At 37.2% G+C, this 18,436-nt stretch carries 17 protein-coding genes and 1 pseudogene; 16 read left to right on the top strand and 2 right to left on the bottom strand.

Annotated elements, in window-relative coordinates; genetic code table 11:
• Window positions 1-165: 165 nt before the first annotated feature.
• The 8 genes from rpiB to SOS22_RS05775 all read left to right on the top strand — a co-directional run bounded on the left by rpiB (window position 166) and on the right by SOS22_RS05775 (window position 9,009).
• Window positions 166-606, top strand: a complete 441-nt coding sequence (gene rpiB / locus SOS22_RS05810) for a ribose 5-phosphate isomerase B (RefSeq protein WP_320326660.1) — start codon at window positions 166-168, stop codon at window positions 604-606.
• A gap of 175 nt (window positions 607-781) precedes the next feature.
• Complete coding sequence (locus SOS22_RS05805) at window positions 782-2,134, top strand: sn-glycerol-1-phosphate dehydrogenase (RefSeq protein ID WP_320596612.1); 1,353 nt, start codon at window positions 782-784, stop codon at window positions 2,132-2,134.
• 147 nt (window positions 2,135-2,281) lie between these two features.
• Window positions 2,282-3,328 carry a zinc-dependent alcohol dehydrogenase gene (locus SOS22_RS05800; RefSeq protein ID WP_320596611.1) on the top strand — a complete coding sequence of 349 codons (1,047 nt, stop codon included), beginning with the start codon at window positions 2,282-2,284 and terminating at the stop codon, window positions 3,326-3,328.
• An 8-nt stretch (window positions 3,329-3,336) separates the two neighbouring features.
• Entirely contained in the window at window positions 3,337-4,197 is an 861-nt protein-coding gene (locus SOS22_RS05795) for a class II fructose-bisphosphate aldolase (protein ID WP_320596610.1), read from the top strand.
• A 1-nt stretch (window position 4,198) separates the two neighbouring features.
• Complete coding sequence (locus SOS22_RS05790) at window positions 4,199-4,930, top strand: cupin domain-containing protein (protein WP_320596609.1); 732 nt, start codon at window positions 4,199-4,201, stop codon at window positions 4,928-4,930.
• Window positions 4,931-4,948: 18 nt separating this feature from the next.
• Window positions 4,949-6,745 carry an iron-containing alcohol dehydrogenase gene (locus tag SOS22_RS05785; protein ID WP_320326583.1) on the top strand — a complete coding sequence of 599 codons (1,797 nt, stop codon included), beginning with the start codon at window positions 4,949-4,951 and terminating at the stop codon, window positions 6,743-6,745.
• Window positions 6,746-6,906: 161 nt separating this feature from the next.
• A complete protein-coding gene (locus SOS22_RS05780) occupies window positions 6,907-7,959 on the top strand; it encodes a zinc-dependent alcohol dehydrogenase (protein ID WP_320596608.1) in 1,053 nt (350 codons plus the stop codon).
• A gap of 78 nt (window positions 7,960-8,037) precedes the next feature.
• The gene (locus tag SOS22_RS05775; RefSeq protein WP_320596607.1) at window positions 8,038-9,009 is read left to right on the top strand and encodes a sugar-binding transcriptional regulator; all 972 of its coding nucleotides are present in this window, start codon (window positions 8,038-8,040) and stop codon (window positions 9,007-9,009) included.
• A gap of 163 nt (window positions 9,010-9,172) precedes the next feature.
• Here SOS22_RS05775 and SOS22_RS05770 read toward each other — a convergent pair whose 3' ends face one another.
• Complete coding sequence (locus SOS22_RS05770) at window positions 9,173-9,988, bottom strand: HAD family hydrolase (protein ID WP_320326580.1); 816 nt, start codon at window positions 9,986-9,988, stop codon at window positions 9,173-9,175.
• 39 nt (window positions 9,989-10,027) lie between these two features.
• Entirely contained in the window at window positions 10,028-12,127 is a 2,100-nt protein-coding gene (locus SOS22_RS05765; RefSeq protein ID WP_320596606.1) for a BglG family transcription antiterminator, read from the bottom strand.
• Window positions 12,128-12,502: 375 nt separating this feature from the next.
• Between SOS22_RS05765 and SOS22_RS05760 the strand changes: the two genes are divergently transcribed.
• The 8 genes and pseudogenes from SOS22_RS05760 to SOS22_RS05725 all read left to right on the top strand — a co-directional run.
• Window positions 12,503-13,126: a class II aldolase/adducin family protein gene (locus SOS22_RS05760; RefSeq protein ID WP_320326578.1), complete on the top strand. Its 624-nt coding sequence runs from the start codon at window positions 12,503-12,505 to the stop codon at window positions 13,124-13,126.
• A 17-nt stretch (window positions 13,127-13,143) separates the two neighbouring features.
• The gene (locus SOS22_RS05755) at window positions 13,144-14,211 is read left to right on the top strand and encodes a zinc-binding dehydrogenase (protein ID WP_320326577.1); all 1,068 of its coding nucleotides are present in this window, start codon (window positions 13,144-13,146) and stop codon (window positions 14,209-14,211) included.
• A gap of 17 nt (window positions 14,212-14,228) precedes the next feature.
• A complete protein-coding gene (locus SOS22_RS05750) occupies window positions 14,229-14,537 on the top strand; it encodes a PTS sugar transporter subunit IIB (protein ID WP_320326576.1) in 309 nt (102 codons plus the stop codon).
• A 27-nt stretch (window positions 14,538-14,564) separates the two neighbouring features.
• Window positions 14,565-15,821 carry a PTS transporter subunit IIC gene (locus tag SOS22_RS05745; RefSeq protein WP_320326575.1) on the top strand — a complete coding sequence of 419 codons (1,257 nt, stop codon included), beginning with the start codon at window positions 14,565-14,567 and terminating at the stop codon, window positions 15,819-15,821.
• Between the two features lie 27 nt (window positions 15,822-15,848).
• The gene (locus tag SOS22_RS05740) at window positions 15,849-16,307 is read left to right on the top strand and encodes a PTS sugar transporter subunit IIA (protein WP_317313004.1); all 459 of its coding nucleotides are present in this window, start codon (window positions 15,849-15,851) and stop codon (window positions 16,305-16,307) included.
• A gap of 67 nt (window positions 16,308-16,374) precedes the next feature.
• A complete protein-coding gene (locus tag SOS22_RS05735; RefSeq protein ID WP_320596605.1) occupies window positions 16,375-16,947 on the top strand; it encodes a hypothetical protein in 573 nt (190 codons plus the stop codon).
• Window positions 16,948-16,963: 16 nt separating this feature from the next.
• On the top strand, window positions 16,964-18,250 hold the full coding sequence (locus SOS22_RS05730) for a sn-glycerol-1-phosphate dehydrogenase (RefSeq protein WP_320596604.1): 1,287 nt from the start codon (window positions 16,964-16,966) through the stop codon (window positions 18,248-18,250).
• A gap of 3 nt (window positions 18,251-18,253) precedes the next feature.
• A pseudogene (locus SOS22_RS05725) lies at window positions 18,254-18,436 on the top strand (HAD family hydrolase); the annotation flags it as partial.

The following is an 18,436-nucleotide window of genomic DNA, read 5'->3' as shown; positions in this document are numbered from 1 at the left end:
CTTAGGCGGAGCGGTAGCGGAAGTATTGGCCTCAGAAACCGATCGTTGTCCACAATATATGATGGGTGTACAGGATACGTTTGGACAAAGCGGTACCCCAGCTGAATTGTTGGATCATTATGGCTTGAATGCCAAACATATCAAAGAATTTGTGGAGGGCATCAAATGAAAATTGCCATTGGAAATGACCATGGTGCTGTAGACTATAAGAATACCATCATGGAAATGTTGCGCAATGAAGGACATGAAGTCATTGATTGTGGCACAGATAGTTATGAAAGCTGCGATTATGTAGACTTTGGGAAAGCTGTAGCTGAAAAGGTCGCCAATCATGAAGTTGAAAAGGGAATCGTGATTTGTGGTACAGGTATTGGCATTTCCATTGCTGCCAATAAAGTAAAGGGTATTCGTTGTGGTCTTTGTACAAATACGACCATGGCCCGTTTAACGCGTGAACATAACGATGCCAATGTGTTATCCATGGGACAACGAATCATAGGTATTGAAGTGGCAAAAGATATCGTGCATACCTTTTTGTCTACGCCATTCAGCAATGGCGAACGACATGTAAGAAGGATTGAAAAATTAGCCGAAATGGAGAAATAGGTACTTCGTAAGAAGTACCTTTTTTCATAATAATTATGCAATATGCAAATCAATAAATCATAGCAGATTGCGTAATCTTATGCGCAAAGGAAAGCACCTTTCATAATCTAAAGATTGTTATGATTCGAATAGGTCAAAGGTAATAATCTTAAAAAAATGAAAGGTGGTAATGATTATGTCAAATGCACCTAAATTGGCTGATTACTTAGGAAAGCCATTTGCTTGTAGTTGTGGACGTACCCATTCTACAGGATTGGAAGGATGTACGGTTGGAGCCGGCGTATTAAACTCTTTAGTTGATTATGTTGAAAAATATGGTTTTAAAAAGGTATACGTTGCTTGTGATGAAATCACTTACGGAATCGCTGGTGAAAAAGTCATGAATATCCTTCATGATGCAAATATTGATGCAAAAGCGCATGTGTTCACAGGTGGACGTTTTATCCCTAATGAAGAATCTTTGGGAAAATTAATGATTGATGCACCGAGAGATCTAGATCTAGTTGTAGCAGTCGGTACAGGATCAATCAATGATATGTGTCGTTTCTTTAGTTATCAAATGAAAGTGCCTTATGCGATTGTAGCAACCGCTGCACCAATGGATGGCTTTGCATCCAGTGGCGCTGCCTTGATGGTCGATAATATCAAACAAACCATTCCTGCACAAACACCATTGTTTATCATTGGTGATACCGATATTTTATGTGGTGCACCAGCACGTATGATTTCAGCTGGTCTGGGTGATTTGCTTGGAAAATTTACTTGTTTGAATGATTGGCGTATTTCAAAAATCATCAATGATGAGTATTATTGCGATACCGTTGTGAATTTAGTTAAAGATTGCATTGATAATGTATTGAAGAATGCGGACAAAGCAGCCAGCCGTGATCCAAAAGTGATTGGTGATATCATGGAAGGTCTTGTATTGACCGGTGTAGCTATGAGTTTTGTTGGAAATTCTCGTCCAGCAGCAGGTTGTGAGCATCACTTAAATCATTATTGGGAAGCTATTGAAATTCAAAATGGTCAAATTCCAGTGTTGCATGGAATTGAAGTTGGTTTAGCTGAAGTTGTCATTTTGAAGATGACCGAATTCTTACGTGAATCTCGTCCTGATTTTGATGCAGCTCGTGCGAAAGCCAAACAATATGATCAAGCGGCATGGGAAGCCAAGATGAAAGAAGTTTATGGCACAGCAAGCGATGCCATCATTGAATTGGAACATGAAGCTAAGAAAAATGAGCCAGAAGGACGTTTAAAACGTATTGATAAGATTGAAGAGAACTGGGATGAAATCGTTAAGTTGATGGATGATTATATGCCTACTTCAGATCGTATGATCGAAATCTTGAAGATCTTAGACGCACCATATTTCCCATCTCAAGTTGGATTCAGTGATGAAATGTTGTATAACGCATTGGTATATGGAAAAGAGAATCGAGCTCGTTACACCATGTTATCGATGATGGGTGACTTGGGCGTCCTTGAAGATCTAGCTAATAAAGTCGTTGCATTTGTAAATGAATAAAAATTAACCAAAAATAGTAATGATTACCTCGGCCAAAAACTCTTCTCTCTCTTTAGAAAATATCTCAACTTAAAGGATCATTACTATTTTATTGGAGTATCTTCGGATGCTCCTATATTTATTTGTATAGAAAGGACAAAAGAAAAAATGAAAGCATGTGTACTTGTAGCTCCAAAAACGTATGAAGTAAAAGATATACCAGTTCCTGAATTAAAATATGGACAAGTTTTGTTACGCGTATTGACTGCTGCGATTTGTGTCAATGATGTCCGTGATTATCAAGGAGAAAATAAATTTTCTTACCCTCATATCGGCGGACATGAATATTGTGCGGTTGTTGAAAAAATCGGACCGAATGTAAACGAAAACCTAATCCATGTGGGTGATCATGTCATTAATTATATTATTGATGATTGTGGTATTTGTGACGATTGTAAACACGGACATGAAAATATTTGTAGCGAATTCATGAATGGACTGAACTACAACAATCCCAATGGATATTCTGGTTTTTATGGATTTGCGGAATATGCGGTAGCGGATGCTCGTGATTTGTATGTATATCCAAAAGAAACGCCTTCGGATGTAGCTTCTTTAACCGAACCATTAGCTTGTGTCATCAATAGTATCCAGCGTACACCCATCAAAATGGGCGATGATGTCGTTGTTTTAGGTGGCGGTGTCATGGGATTGCTTCACGTGATTTGCGCTAAAAAACAAGGTGCTCGAGTCATTGTAAGTGAAGTAAATCCAGAACGTGCAGCCGTTGCTCGTCAATTGGGAGCCGATGTAACCATCAATCCAATGGAATCGGATGCGGTTCAACAAATTAAGGATCTAACCAATGGACGAGGCGCCAATGTTGTCTTTAATACCACAGCCATACCAGCTGTTGCTGCGCAAGCCATTGAAATGACCGCAAAGAGTGGTTACTGTAATATGTTCAGTTCGATTCATCCAAATAAACCGATTGAAGTCGATGCCGGTCGTCTACATAAAGCAGAAATTTATGTGACAGGTACTCAGAATGGTACAAAAGAATCCTTCCGTCGTGCGATTGATTGCATCAGTAAAGGAATCCTAGATTTGAAACCAGTTATTTCTAAAACGTATGCGCCAGAAGATATTGTAGAAGCCTTAGATTTTGCCGCAAGTCCAGAATCATATAAAGTATTAATCGAATTTTCAAAATAGGAGGGTCTATGTTAGCGGATTTAAATGAAGTATTTCAAATAGCGAATAAAAAAAAGATTGCCATTGGAGCTTTCAATGTTGTCAATTTTGAGAATATCCAAGCCATTCTAGAAGCGGCAGAAACCTTAAATATGCCAACCATCTTAGCGTTTGCTCAGACACATGAAGAAAATGATGTAGCCTATCTAGAAGAGATGGGCCCTGTCATGGTATTGATGGCTAAGCGGGCCAAAGTACCTGTTGTTGTCCATCTAGATCATGGTGTTGATCTAGATTATATTGAAAAAGCCTTGAAATTAGGTTTTACCTCCATGATGTTTGATGGTTCTTCTTTGCCTTATGAAGAAAATGTCAAGATGACCCAAAAAGCAGTAGCGCTTGCCAAGAAATATGGAGTGACGATCGAAGCAGAAATTGGCAAGATGGCAGGAATCACCTTAAATAATGAAGGAATCACGGAAAATCGTAAATCGGATCGTAGCATGTATACGGATCCAGGCGAAGCCAAAGACTTTGTAGAAAAAACCGGTGTAGATTGTTTGGCGGCCTCTTTTGGAACGGTACATGGTGAATATTTTTCCGAACCAAATCTAGACTTTGAATTGGTCAAAGAACTCAGTGAACAAACTGGAGTCCCAATCGTCATGCATGGTGGCAGTGGGGTATCCCATGAAGACTATAAAAAAGTCATTGCCAATGGAGTTCGTAAGATCAACTACTATACATATATGGATAAAGCAGGCGGTGATGCCGTATCGCAACAAGGCCCATATAAGATGTTCAGTGATGCAGCCAAAGTAGGACGCATTGCCATGGAAAAAGATGTAGAAACAGCCATGCGTTGTTTTGTGAATATGGATGAAGAATAATATGGAAGATGCATTAATCATTCGAAATAATGAATATGATATGAAGGATTATGATCATATCAATTCACATAATAAAAAATTAATGTATCAACGTGAATTTATTCAAGTTCCCGATCGCATGTTGGTAAAACGAATGATCTATCCCGAAGGTAACATGATCACCAATCATGAACATCATTGTGCACATGGTGACTTTGTATTAAAAGGAACGATGCATACCAATGTAGGTGATTTTGGTCCTGGTGATTTTGTTTGGTTTAAAGAAGGGTACAAGATGTATCATGGCGCAACCGATGAGGAAGTTGATGTTTTATACATGACCAATAAACCATTGGATATGGTCTATTATGATGAGCCATATAGTCATGATTCGGACGATTCAAACAGTGCCATTATCTTACCCAAAGATAGTTATGATATGAAAGAGTATCCACATGCGAACTCCAAAACAAAAAAGACATTGTATCAAAAATTCTTTGTGGAAGATGAAGAAACGGGTGCCACGATCAAACGAATCATTTATCCTGCCGGTTGTATGATTCCTTGGCATACGCATACATGTAATCACGGTTTCTATGTATTAAAAGGAAAATTAGTTACCAATGTAGGTGATTTTGGTCCTGGCGATTTTGTTTGGTTCAAAGCAGGAACAAAGATGTACCATGGATCCGACAAAGAAGATGTGGATGTCTTGTTCATGTCGGATGCAAAAGTAGATATCAACTATTTATAATTAGAAAGTGGATGCAATATGGATAAAACATTTCGTTTCAAATCAACTTCGATTCAGGTGTATCATGATCGAATATCCATCAAACAAATGTTTCTGAGTGAAGACTTTAAGAAAAGCGATATCATGGATATACGGCGCGAGAAAAATGTGATGTATCTGCAAACGCGCAAAAATCAATTTAAGATCAAAATTCCCAAAGGACAGGAGCAAGAAGCGGATGCTTTATTCCAATATTTGGCGGATCAAAAAGAAACAAGTCAGACCATTGAAAATGTAAAGGTCAATTATTTGGGTGGTCATCCACAAATGCCAGAAGAAGGCTGGGCCGAATTGGATATTCGGAATGATCGCTTACTACTATCAACCTTTCAAAGAACTTCACAAATTGATTATAAAAACATTCGCACGTTGCGTTATGAAAATGAAGTTCAAATTGTTCATCGATTGCCGAAAGAACGCTTGTCTTTATTGAGTACATTAGCTGTACGTTTGCGATCTTGTCCCAATCCATCCAAATACTACTTTACAATTTCTTTTACGAATGCCCTGGGAGATTTGTTTTGTGTGGTATTGGGTGGCAAACAAGCTAAACATGCCTATGAAATTGTCGTGTCTGCATGTCGAAAATCTCATGGTATAATGGATACAAAGAAAACAGGAGATGTAAAACCTATGAATAATTTTACTTATTACATTCCTACGCGTATCCATTTTGGGAAAGGAATGATTTCACATTTAAGTGAAATTACGCAAAAAAAGATCTTGTTGGTGTATGGTGGTGGATCCATCAAACGTAATGGCATTTATGATGCAGCCTTAAAAGAATTATCCGATCATGAAGTCTTTGAATTATCTGGTGTAGAACCCAATCCACGCATTGAAACCGTTCGCAAAGGGATACAAATTTGTCGGGACAATCAAATCGAAGCGGTATTGGCGATTGGCGGTGGTTCATCCATTGATTGTGCCAAAGTTATTGCAGCAGGAGCTGTCTACGAGGGCGATGCCTGGGATCTTGTCATGGATAATGAAAAAGTTCATGGGGCTTTGCCTATTTATGTAGTTTTGACCATGGCCGCTACGGGATCCGAAATGGATAATGTCGGTGTTATTTCCGATATGGATCTACAAATCAAAAAAGGTTTACATTCGGATCATATCTTTCCAACGATGTCGATCTTGGATCCAACCTATACCTACACATTGCCAAAACGACAAACAGCAGCCGGTACAGCCGATATCATGTCGCATACGTTTGAAAACTATTTTACCAATGTGGAAGGGGCGTATCTGCAAAAACGCTTTGCGGAAGGCCTACTGAAAACACTGATTCATTATGGCCCAATTGCCATCCAAGATCCAACCAATTATGATGCCCGTGCCAATTTGATGTGGTGTTCCAGCAATGCCATTAACGGTCTCTTGAAAAAAGGTGCAGAAGTGAAGTGGTGTGTTCATGGTATGGAACATCAATTGAGTGCTGTCTATGATGTGACTCACGGTGAGGGACTTGCCATCTTGACGCCGGTTTGGATGGAATACATCCTTGATCAGAAAGTGGATGCCTTTGCCACGTATGGAATCAATGTTTGGAACATTGACGCAAAGAAAGATAAACGAACTATTGCCAAAGAAGCCATTGAAAAAACAAAACATTTCTTATTTGACGAATTAGGATGCCCAAGAACCTTACGTGAAGTAGGCATCACTGATGAGAAGAATTTCCAAGCGATGGCAGAAAAAGCAGCATGTGAAGGTAGCTTTGTGGATCTGAGTACTGACGACGTGATTGAAATCTATCGAAGAGCTTTGTGAGACTGAGAAATCAGTCTCTTTTTTTCGCACATAGTAGTCAAAATTCCATATATATGAAATAAAGTTAATTTTGAATTGACAATTCTTGTTGATTTTCTATAATAAAAGTAAATAAAGAACAAATGCACATATTAGTGATCATAAATAACAGGAGACGAAAAGTGAGTCAATTACCAGAAACTATGACCTTTTCTTGTCTAGTAAAAAAAGGTCAATGTGAAATTCGAAAACGACCGATTCCTGCCTTGAAAGACTATGATGTATTGATCAAAATGAAGGCTTGTAACATTTGTACGGTCGATTATCAACAATTTATGGGACTTAGAGAACAGCAAGGCTATCCAATGGCTGGTGGGCATGAAGGCTGTGGAGTGATCATCGCTCGGGGTGCTAAAGTAAATGATTTTCAGATTGGTGACTTAGTGGCTCTGGGTTATCAAGGTTGCGGTCATTGTTTAGAATGTCGCCATGGCAATGTTTCCGGTTGCGCCAGTTTCCGATCCGAAAGCGAAGATGGCTATAAGTTTGGTGAGTTTGGGTTTGCGGATTATACCGTAAAATCGGTAGATAGTTTATATAAGTTGAATTCAAGCTTGGATCCATCAGAAGCTGCTTTTACAGAGCCATTGGCTACAGTATTGAACGGTATGAAAAAATTACATGTGAGACCCTTTGAAACGGTGGTTGTTATTGGTGCTGGTCCAATGGGGTTATTGAATGCATTGGCCGCTCGTTCTTATGGTGCGCGTGTGATCGTTTCGGAATTGTTGGATGAAAAAATTGCAACAGCTCGAAAAATGGGCTTTATAGTGATTGATTCCAAAGCCGAAGATCCGGTACAACGAATCAAAGAAATCACCAATGGAGAAGGTGCCGATGCAGTGATTGCTGCAGTTGCGAATACCAAAGCCTATGAGCAAGGGGCAGAAATGCTAAAGGAAAGGCATGGACGATTCTTGGTCTTTGCAGCTGGGCATCCCGGACCTGAATTAAATATACCAGCCAATGATATTCACTATAAAGAAATGGAAATTGTCGGCACTTATGGAGGTACCAATGATGATTTTGAAGATGCGTCCAAAGCCTTAAGCATGGGCATGATTGATGTATCGGAATTAATTGAAGCTCGATATCCTTTGCAAGATATGCAAAAAGCATATCAAGCCGCAGTGGATGGAAATTATCGCATTAGCATTGTATTTGATGATCAATGAATAATTCATGCCATTCTTTGCTTTGTGACAATTTAATGGATGATATCCTATTAAACACAAAGAATAGAGGAGAAGAATATGCGCGATGATCGATTTATTTACAAAGTTGTTGAGATGTATTACCGAAAGGGCATGTCTCAGCTACAAATTGGCAAGAAACTGAATGTTTCCCGTACGACGGTTTTCCGTGCTTTGGAAAAAGCAAAAAAAGAAGGATACGTACAAGTGGTGATCAATCGACCACAAGGTCTTTTGATCAGTAAAGAAGAAGCTTTAGAAAAAAAGTTTCAACTCCAGGAAGCCATCATTGTATACAAAGACGAAAAAAGTTCTTCCAATATTGGTGAAGAAATTGCTTATTATGTTTCAGATTTTTTGCTTCGCACACTTCATAACGATATGTCCATTGCCTTAAGTCGTGGGAAAACGCTTCAACAATCGGTGGCTTTTTTGGAAAAAGACATGCGATTAAAGTTTCAGAAATATCAGAATGTAAATTTATTACCACTCATGGGATCGACCAATTATAATCCATCGGATGATTTTGAATATCGCTTTTCCTATTCGAACTATTTGATTGAACGTTTGGCAAATATCTTAAATTGTGATGGTTATCAATTGTTGGCGCCATTGATGGTGAGTGCATCTGAAGTGAAACAGACACTGATTCGGGAAAAAAGTATACGTGAAATATTAGATATGGCCGAAAATGCCGATTTAGGGATTACTGGTATTGGTACGGTAGAGCCCGATTCCAATGCTATGGGAGATCCAATGTTGGATCAAGAAATGCGTCATGAATTATCGACCAAAAAAGGCGTTGGTGAATTGGTTGGACAAATCATTGATGAAAATGGAGACCTTGTCCAAATGGCCTATCATGATCAATTGATGGCATTGGATCTGGAAGCTTTTCGTAAAATTCCGGTTCGTGTTGGTGCTGCCGGTGGGCTAGAAAAGAAAGAAGCCATCTTATCGGTATTAAAGGGAAAATGGATCAATGTATTGATCACCGATGAGGAAGTGGCAAATTATCTCTTGGAAGTTTAAATAAAGGATAATAATGTGTTTGGCTAGAAATGATGGGATGTAGGATGGAAAGCATTTTGTATGAATATCCAGCTGGATTTACGACCTACATGTATACTCATCCGTGCTTTATGGAGGATTCGACGATTAGAAATAGAAGTGAAGGTTTGGCCGCCTTCACTTTTTATCTGCTTAGTATATGTTTTTGAATGAAATGATAAAATCCATCCTCATTATTTGTATATTGGGTAATATGATCAGCTACTAGTTTGACATCCTTGGTTCCATTTTTCATACATACACCAATGCCGGCTGCTTTGATCAAGGAATAATCATTGGTCGTATCACCAAATGCCATGGTATTTTCTATGGAAATGCCCAATTGGTTACAGGCAATGTGAAGAGCGGATCCTTTATTTGTGTCTTTGTCCATGAATTCTAATAAATGACTCGATGATTGCATCATAGAAATTGGCAATCCATGCAATGATTTGGCAATTTCTTTCATGTGATTCATTTGATTGGGTTGACAGAAAATAGATACTTTATCGACATCATGAGTGGATAGATAACTTTGTAGATCAACAATATTTTCTGGTTCTTGATATTTTATAGCATCGGCATGTAAATCAGTGTCTGTTGATTCTTGAAAACGGTTGGCTCCATTTCGTGCAAAATAATATCCGCCCGAATCTTTGAAGGTCTTATAGATCTTTAAAGCGATTGTATTGGAAATTTTATTTTGACAAATGAGTTGATTCTTTTGAGGTTGAAAAATTTGAAGCCCATTTCCACCAATGATGATATCAAGAAAAGCATCGATGCCCCAATCTTTCGATAATGTAAAAACCGATTGATAATCACGGCCAGAAGCCAATCCAAAGTAAATGCCACTTTGTTTCAAATCTTCAATGGCTTGATGATTCAACAACGATACTTTCTTTTCATTATTGAGTAGTGTGTTATCTAGATCCGTGATCACAAATTGTATCCTATTCATTTTTTACCTCGATATTCTATTCATAGTATAGAGGATATTTTAGTAATCGCTCAATGTATATTCAAATTTTTCGATAATCTTATTGGCTTCTGTTGTAGAATCGGTCGCATTCAATTCTTTTAAGAAGTTTTCATTTTGCCATAAACTCAATAAATGAAAAAGAGCACGCAAATGATTTTTTTGGTTAATGGACGATAATGTTACGACATATTGTACAGGATCGAGTTCTTCCACACCAAAAGGAATAGGTGTAGATAAACGGAGCATGCTCATTCCTGTTTTGTAACTTCCATCATTTAATCCTGCATGAGGAATTGCCAAGCCTGGTGCAATTTCAATATAAGGTCCATATTCTTCAACTCCGTGGATCATACTGGCAACATATCGATTTTCGATATATCCAAATTTTAAAAGAGGTTGTGCAGATTTTCTTATGGCTTCTTTCCAGTCTTTGCATTCCACATCGAAAACAATAAATTCAGGTGTTAATAAGTGATGGAGAAAGGGTGATGTATTATCGATTTCATTTGCAGGTTGAATCCGATTAAAATATCGATGTATGGCTTTTTTCACATTTTCATAAAGGGCATCGGCCTTTTCTGGCACATCATTGATCAAGATTGGACGAATTGTATCCATGATGCCAATTTCTGAAACTTCAGAAGTATGTGAATTGACAGGCATATGATTATGTAAACGCAATTCGGTGATCTTATTACCAATCAAAATATAATCATCTTCGGTCAAATGTGGTGTGATATTGATGAATTCAATGGGGGCATCATAAACGGGGATGACCGAAATCAACAAATCGGCACTATTTTCGTGTAAGCTATCTATTTCATAACTCGAAATGATACCGACAACATTTACATGAAAATAGTTAACAAGTTTTGCTTGGATCAATTGGGAAGTACCAATACCAGCATTACAAACCAAGATTACATTGTAGTTGATTTTGGTAGTTTTATATCGTTCGATTGCTGCACAAAAATGAATCACGATATACATAATATCAATTTCACTTAGTGGTCGTTGAAAGAATTCTCGTACGATACCAATGTTGTTGTTGACCGCTTTGATGACCGTTTTTTGGGTGGAACGAATATCCTGGAGAACCGGATTTTCGGCTGTTTCCGTTATGGATTCATGATAGATAGAATTCAAATGATTGGACAGATTTTCATACAGTTGATAGTCTCGAGTCAAATCAATTCGTAAATCATTGGATACATATTCAATCAATTTTCGAGTTAACACTTGAATCGCAATGGTTTCTCGATCATTGGATACCAACAATGTATAATGCAACATATTTTTTATAATATAACCCAATGCGTTAATTTCTTTTTCATTGGGTTCAATAACACTATATTGGCAAATATAACGTAGGATATCCTGCGCAAAATGATATTCATCGCCAAATGAAGGGATGTGTTTATTGATATAGAATCCACGTTGATTCCGTTCCATCATGAGTTCTAGATAAAAACTAAGTAGTTTGGATGAGTCTTTAGTAAATTGAATATGATATTCGCTTTCAATTTCGGTAATGATGTTATGAATCATATTACGATCGACATCGTTTAAAAAAATAACATGTTCTAATAAATAAGTGATAAAGAGATCGTTCGGATCATTGTCCAATACCAAGATACGCATGAGTGCTTCTCGACAAGTAATCTCATCATTATCGATGCATAGCCCTTTATTTTGATGAGGATAAAGTTGAATTTGCACTTGACTTAAATATTTTTTGATAGCGGGTAAGTCATTGATGATCGTGGTTCTTGAAACATACAATTGATTAGCAAGTTCCGATAAAGTTGTATAATCTTGCTTCATGAGCAGAATACAGGAAACAGCAATGATACGTTCTTTTGGACTTAATTTATATTCATATAGGTCATCAATTTGAAGAAATTTTCGGCATGAAGAAAAATCACGGTTGACTTGAATCCATCCATTTTTTTCGATGGTTATATTGTTGAAACCATAATTAGAAAGGAATTCATTGATGGTTTTGATCTCATTCCGAATGGTTCGTACAGTCACATGATAGGAAGTGGCTAAATCTTGTAAGGAATAATTGGTTGGCTTTGATAAATCATTAATTAAATCGATAGTTCGCCTCTTCATATTTCATACCTGCCTTTTTATCTAGTTTTTATATTAACAATGGATTTAATTTTAAAAAGATGATTTATTTTCCCAAATAAGAAAAAAATTGTACATTCGTATGTTGGAAATGATGTATAATGACAAATCATTGGATTTCTAATATATATATATATATTTTTACATAATAAAACGTCCGTGTATGTAGTTAGCATGCACTTTTTTTATTCTTTTTGTTTATTTTATTAAACGATATCAATCCCACTTCCTTTATTTGAAATAAAAAGTACAAAAAATTTCTCGTTGAGAAATTTCTACTTCTTTTCATAATGTTGAATATCGTTTAAATTGAAAGCGTATTCAAAAACGATAAATAAAAAAAGGAGGAATCAATGAATGAATTCAGAAGAAATAAAGGAACAAGTTGTACTTTATTCTAAAATTCTTGATCAGAAAGGGCTTGTAAATTCTCTGGAAGGCAATATTTCCATTTATGATCGTGAAAACGATTTATTATATGTTACTCCAACATCTACCAGAAAAGAGTTTTTGAAGCCTGAAGATATCGCCGTTATGAAAGGCGATGATCAAGTAGATGGAAAGAAAAGACGTTCGAGTGAATATTTGTTGCATAAAGTGGCATTAGCTGCAAGGCCAGATTGCAATGCCGTTGTACATGTGCATGCACCTTACATGACAGCCTATGCGTATTGCAACAAGAGCATTGACATTCGTTGCTCAACCACATTCGCCATCTTACATGATGGAATTCCATGCATTCCTTATGGATTACCGGGTAGCTTGGATATCACAAATGGTCTATCCGAAGCGATTCAAGGACATGACATTGTATTGCTAGCGAATCATGGTTTGGTATGTGTGGCAAAAACATTAGAGCATGCATGTGCTGTTGTTGAAGCAACAGAAGAAGTATTAAAAATTTATAATTTGGCTAAGACAATGGGCGTTTCCAATCTTTCCGATGAAGATCTGGAAGCCATAAAGAAAGCAAAGCGATAGGAAAGGAGGTATGTAAGATGAAAGCAGCAGTAATGTATGGTCCTAATGATATTCGTGTGGAAGAGATAGAAACACCAGTTTGTCCTGAGGATGGTTTGATTATTAATGTACGGGCCGTTGGTTTGTGTGGATCTGATATTCGTAATATGACAACCGATTCTCGTCAAGGTAAATATCCGCACGTATATGGACATGAAATCGTTGGTGAAATTGTTGAAAAAGGTCCTCAAGTCAAAGGATATGAATTAGGTGAAAATATTTATGTTTATCCAGCTGATCATTGTGGACATTGTGAGGCCTGTCGTTCTGGACATTCGGAAATGTGTGAAAACCAAGGAAAATACACAGAACGTGTAGGTGGATTTGCGGATTACTATGTCGTTACCGGTACCCAATTATCGCGAGATTCCGTATTTAAATTAGCACCGGATCAAGATGTCATAGCCGCTACGTTAGCCGAACCGCTATCATCGGTCTATGCATGTCAGGATAATATTGATGTTCGATATGGCGATACTGTCGTTGTGATTGGGGCCGGTCCTATTGGATGTTTCCATATTCAATTAGCACGATTAAGAGGTGCTACAAAAATTGCGATGGTGGAATTGAATGAAGAAAGACTAGAATTAGCGAAACGATTTGGTGCGGATTTGTATGTCAATTCTTCGAAGGAAGATCCAGTCGAAGCTATTAAAAAGTGGACTCACGGAAAAGGCGCGGATAAGGTCATTTCAGCAACACCAGTTACCGTGACGCAGAATCAGGCATTATACATGACACGTAAAGGTGGTATCACTGTTTGGTTTGGAGGTGTCGCTAAAGGTAAATTGGCTGAAATTGACACGAATTACGCACACTACAATGGTTTATGGATCTATGGCCATTTTGGAGCAAACAGTATTCAAGTGGAACAATCATTCCATTTGGCTTTATCCGATGCATTTGAAGCTAAGAAATTTATCACACATATTTTACCATTGAGCAAAATCAATGAAGGAATTCAATTAACTAAAACAGGTGAAGCAATCAAGGTTGTATTGATTCCAAATGAAGAAAAGAATAAAGATCTATTACCAAATGAATAGTATAGGAGGAATGAAATATGGCAGAAAGACCAGTTGAAATTTTAGTAGCGTGTGGAAGTGGAATCGCTTCAAGTTCTGTTGCAGCAGAAGCTGTGAAAAAGATTTGTAAAGAAAACGGTATTCCAGTAAATGTACATAAAGGAACCGTTCAAACGATTCAATCTTCCGCTAAGAATATGGATATTGTGATGACCACATCGAATTTCCGAGGACATATTGACAAACCATTGATTAAAGTTTTTGGTTTGATTTCGGGAATTGGAAAAGACAAAGTAGCCAAAGAAATTGTGCAAACATGTAAAGAAGTACTTGCAAAACAAGAATAAGAAAAGAATTAAGGAGAGATTTAGAATATGGATATTTTAATGAACGCCGTCCAAACATTATTAGGAATGGGCGCTACAGCCATCTTGCCAATCATGATTTTGATTCTAGGTTTAGTATTCAGAATGAAGTTTGGTGAAGCATTAAAAGCAGGTTTATTAGTAGGTATTGGATTTAATGGATTAGGTCTGGTCATTAATTTATTGTTTACGACCATTCAACCAGCTGTTGATTTTTACTCGAAATTAGGACATGGATATACTGTTACCGATATGGGATGGGCAGCTGTTGGGGCGGCATCTTGGTCCGTGCCATTTGCACCATTTGTTGTACCCGTTATCTTCATTATCAACATCATTATGATTCGAATGAAATGGACAAAAGTAATGAATGTGGATATTTGGAACTTTATCCATATGTTGATTCCAGGTGCATTGGCTTATGCGATGTTTAATAATGTTTGGATTGGTGTCTTGATTACCTTGATCATGGCAGTTGTAGCTATTAAATTTGGTGAACATGTTGCTCCAGCTTGGCAAGATTATTATGGATTGGAAGGTACAACTTGCTCGACGGCATCATTTGTATTAATGTATCCAATTTTTGAAGCATTGGATAAATTATATAGTAAAATTCCTGGATTAAATAAAGTAAATGTAAACGTGGATGAATTATCACAAAAATTAGGTGTTTTTGGTGAATCTTCGTTCATCGGTATTGTTGTTGGTGTTATTTTGGCTTTGATGACTCATCAAGACGTTACGGGTGTATTCAAAATGGCCATTGGCTTTGCTTCTGTATTGGTATTGATTCCACGTATGGTTGCCGTAATGATGGAAGGTATCACACCAATTGGCGGTGCAGCCAACGAATTTATGTCGAAATGGGTTGGTGAAGATGACACATTGTTGATTGGTATGGATGTATGTTTAGGTTTAGGTGATCCAACATGTATCGTTATTACAGCTATCATGATTCCATATACCATCTTATGTGCATTTATCATTCCAAATATGAATTACTTCCCTGTTGGCATCTTGTCTGTTGTATGTTACACAGTTGTAATGCCAACATTAGCACACCGTGGTAATTTCATTCGTACATTGATTTCTTGTATCATCATGATCACTTTCATTGCTTGGGCAACAAACGTATTTGCACCAGAAGCAACAATGATGGTATCAACAACAGGATTGAAAGTTAAAGGTATGGTAACCGATTCATTCTTCGGATATAACTTGATGAACGTGTTACTAGAAATTATTCACCGTTTATTTATGATGTAATAGATGATTTTGGAGGATGCGCATTACATGGATGATATGAAATATTTTGCAATAGAAGGGCATGCAAACACAGATTTTGAAGCGATACACCTTTGTGCCCAGAAATTAAAGGAAGAAGGATATGTAACTGATCAATTCGAGTCAAATTGTATCAATCGAGAAAAAGAATATCCTACAGGCTTGCCAACGGTTGTTCCCGTAGCAATGCCACATTCAGAAGCATCCGGAGTAGTAAAAAATGCTATTTGTATGTTGAAATTGGATAAGCCCGTTTGTTTTCGACGCATGGATGATGAAACAGAAGATATATCAGCGAAAATGGTATTTAATCTAGCATTGACAGATTCGAGTCATATGGAAATCTTACAACATTTGATGGGATTGTTCGCCAATACCGAAAAAATGCAAGACCTATATGACACAGATATAAAAGATCTTCCAGCAAAACTTGCGACTTATATCAAACAAGGTCAAGAATCAGAATAGCCATTCATTGAGAGCCACAGATTCTTCTGTGGCTTTATGTTTACTTTTTAATGAAAAGGGGAATCATATGTCAACCAAGAAGATTACGTGTAAATACACAAATAGCGAAGAAATTATTAAACAATATATCAATACAGCCAATAGACAAAATGAAATTCCAATTGTTGGGGTAATGATCATGGGAATCCTGCTGGGTGTATATGGTTTTATGACAAATCCTGGATCACATATGAATTACGTTTGGCTTGGAATTGCAGCCCTGATGGCTTTTGGCGAGATATTTTCATCTCGACATATGGTGACGAAACGACAAATCAATCGATATAAGAAAAAATATGGAAGAGTCAATAATAAAATAGACATCACATTATCCGATAAAGTTCATTATTCTATTGATGGTCACCGAATGGATTATAAATGGCATTCGATCGTTGAGATAAAGGAAACCGATGATTTATTGATCCTATGCTATCCAAGTGAAATGATACCTTTGAAAAAAGAGGGGATAAAAAATGTTACTTTGGATGAGACTCGAGAATATATTCGAGATCACATTGCACTCGATAAAGCAGTATACGAAGAAAAGAAAAAAAAGAAAAAATCGATAAAACAAACACCAAAACAAAGACTTGTAGAGTGAATAGAAAGGGGTAAATATGCAGATTGATGTAAATAAGATCAAAGGATTGTGTGATCCTGAAAAGGATCAAAAGATCTATGTCGATGACTTGATCATTGAACAAGGAGCCATCGATCAATTGCCACAGGTATTAAGTGAAAAATATCCACAGTATAAGAACATTGTCATGATTTGTGATGAAAACACATATGAAGCCGCTGGTAAAAAAGTTGAACAACTTTTACCGAGTGTTCATACGATTATTTTGGATCCAACAAACTTGCATGCCGATGAACATGGAGTTGGATTGGCCGAAGAAGGCTTAAAACAATATCCAGATGTTGATTTCATGATTGCGTGCGGATCCGGTACGATCCATGATATCACTCGGTATCATGCCTATCATAAAAAAATAAATTTCTTATCCATTCCAACTGCAGCTTCTGTAGACGGCTTTGTATCTACCATGGCAGCCATGACTTGGAAAGGGATGAAAAAGACATTCACAGCGGTCAGTCCTATTTTTGTATTAGCCGATAGTGAAATCTTTGCGAATGCACCCAAACGATTAACGGCAAGCGGAGTAGGGGACTTATTAGGCAAATATACGGCTTTGTGTGATTGGCGGATTGCTTCAGCCGTAACGGGAGAATATATCAGCTGGCCAATTGTAAACTGGGAATACGACATTTTGAAAGATTTAGTCAATAATCTAGATGGTATTGGCTCTGGTGATTTAGGTGCTTATGAAAACTTAATGTACGGATTATTGCTTTCTGGCCTAGCCATGCAGATCATGACCTATTCCCGTCCTGCTTCTGGATGTGAGCATCATTGCTCTCATTTATGGGAAGAAGCAGCTATCAATGAACCAATTGATTATCTACATGGAGAAAAGGTTGGTGTTGGTCTATGCATCACATCAGCTGTATATAAGAAAGCATTGGTTAAATTAAAAGAAGGAAATTACACTGTTAAAGATCACATGGATGTGGAAGTTGATTTCATTAAGGAACATTTCAAAAATCCTGTTCTTCAAGCAGAAATCTTAAAAGAAAATGAAGACAATGTAATGGCAGGAATCACTGGTCAGCAATTGAAAGACCATGAAGCTGATATCATAAAAATATTGGAAGATCTGCCAAGTGCGGAACAAGAAATTCGTTGGTTAAAAGATGTGCATGGATTGACAACATTGCCTGAAATTGGCCTGGATGAAAGTCTTCGCTCATTGACATTGAAATTAAGTCCATATGTACGTCATCGTCTAACCTTTATGCGTTTGTTGAAATTCTATAGTTTCTATGATGAAATTGTTGCCTAGCCTATGTTGACCGATTTAAAAGAGATCCAAGAAAAGATGAAAGAAATCAAGACTTTCATTTTGGATATGGATGGAACCATCTATCTAGGAAATGATTTATTCCCTTATACACATAAATTCTTAGATAAAGTGGAAGATACAAGTCGTAATTATTATTTCTTTACGAATAATTCATCCAAGGATTTG

This window comes from Absicoccus sp. (assembly GCF_034090965.1).
GTDB classification, from domain to species: Bacteria; Bacillota_I; Bacilli_A; order Erysipelotrichales; family Erysipelotrichaceae; genus Absicoccus; species Absicoccus intestinalis.
Note: the sequence above shows the minus strand (reverse complement) of the source record. Positions and strands in the feature narration are given on the sequence as shown.

Bases quoted from the DNA above. Each gene is read 5' to 3' on its own strand.
- rpiB (WP_320326660.1), top strand. From the start codon at position 166: ATGAAAATTGCCATTGGAAATGACCATGGTGCTGTAGACTATAAGAAT.
- SOS22_RS05805 (WP_320596612.1), top strand. From the start codon at position 782: ATGTCAAATGCACCTAAATTGGCTGATTACTTAGGAAAGCCATTTGCT.
- SOS22_RS05800 (WP_320596611.1), top strand. From the start codon at position 2,282: ATGAAAGCATGTGTACTTGTAGCTCCAAAAACGTATGAAGTAAAAGAT.
- SOS22_RS05795 (WP_320596610.1), top strand. From the start codon at position 3,337: ATGTTAGCGGATTTAAATGAAGTATTTCAAATAGCGAATAAAAAAAAG.
- SOS22_RS05790 (WP_320596609.1), top strand. From the start codon at position 4,199: ATGGAAGATGCATTAATCATTCGAAATAATGAATATGATATGAAGGAT.
- SOS22_RS05785 (WP_320326583.1), top strand. From the start codon at position 4,949: ATGGATAAAACATTTCGTTTCAAATCAACTTCGATTCAGGTGTATCAT.
- SOS22_RS05775 (WP_320596607.1), top strand. From the start codon at position 8,038: ATGCGCGATGATCGATTTATTTACAAAGTTGTTGAGATGTATTACCGA.
- SOS22_RS05770 (WP_320326580.1), bottom strand. From the start codon at position 9,988: ATGAATAGGATACAATTTGTGATCACGGATCTAGATAACACACTACTC.
- SOS22_RS05765 (WP_320596606.1), bottom strand. From the start codon at position 12,127: ATGAAGAGGCGAACTATCGATTTAATTAATGATTTATCAAAGCCAACC.
- SOS22_RS05760 (WP_320326578.1), top strand. From the start codon at position 12,503: ATGAATTCAGAAGAAATAAAGGAACAAGTTGTACTTTATTCTAAAATT.
- SOS22_RS05755 (WP_320326577.1), top strand. From the start codon at position 13,144: ATGAAAGCAGCAGTAATGTATGGTCCTAATGATATTCGTGTGGAAGAG.
- SOS22_RS05750 (WP_320326576.1), top strand. From the start codon at position 14,229: ATGGCAGAAAGACCAGTTGAAATTTTAGTAGCGTGTGGAAGTGGAATC.
- SOS22_RS05745 (WP_320326575.1), top strand. From the start codon at position 14,565: ATGGATATTTTAATGAACGCCGTCCAAACATTATTAGGAATGGGCGCT.
- SOS22_RS05740 (WP_317313004.1), top strand. From the start codon at position 15,849: ATGGATGATATGAAATATTTTGCAATAGAAGGGCATGCAAACACAGAT.
- SOS22_RS05735 (WP_320596605.1), top strand. From the start codon at position 16,375: ATGTCAACCAAGAAGATTACGTGTAAATACACAAATAGCGAAGAAATT.
- SOS22_RS05730 (WP_320596604.1), top strand. From the start codon at position 16,964: ATGCAGATTGATGTAAATAAGATCAAAGGATTGTGTGATCCTGAAAAG.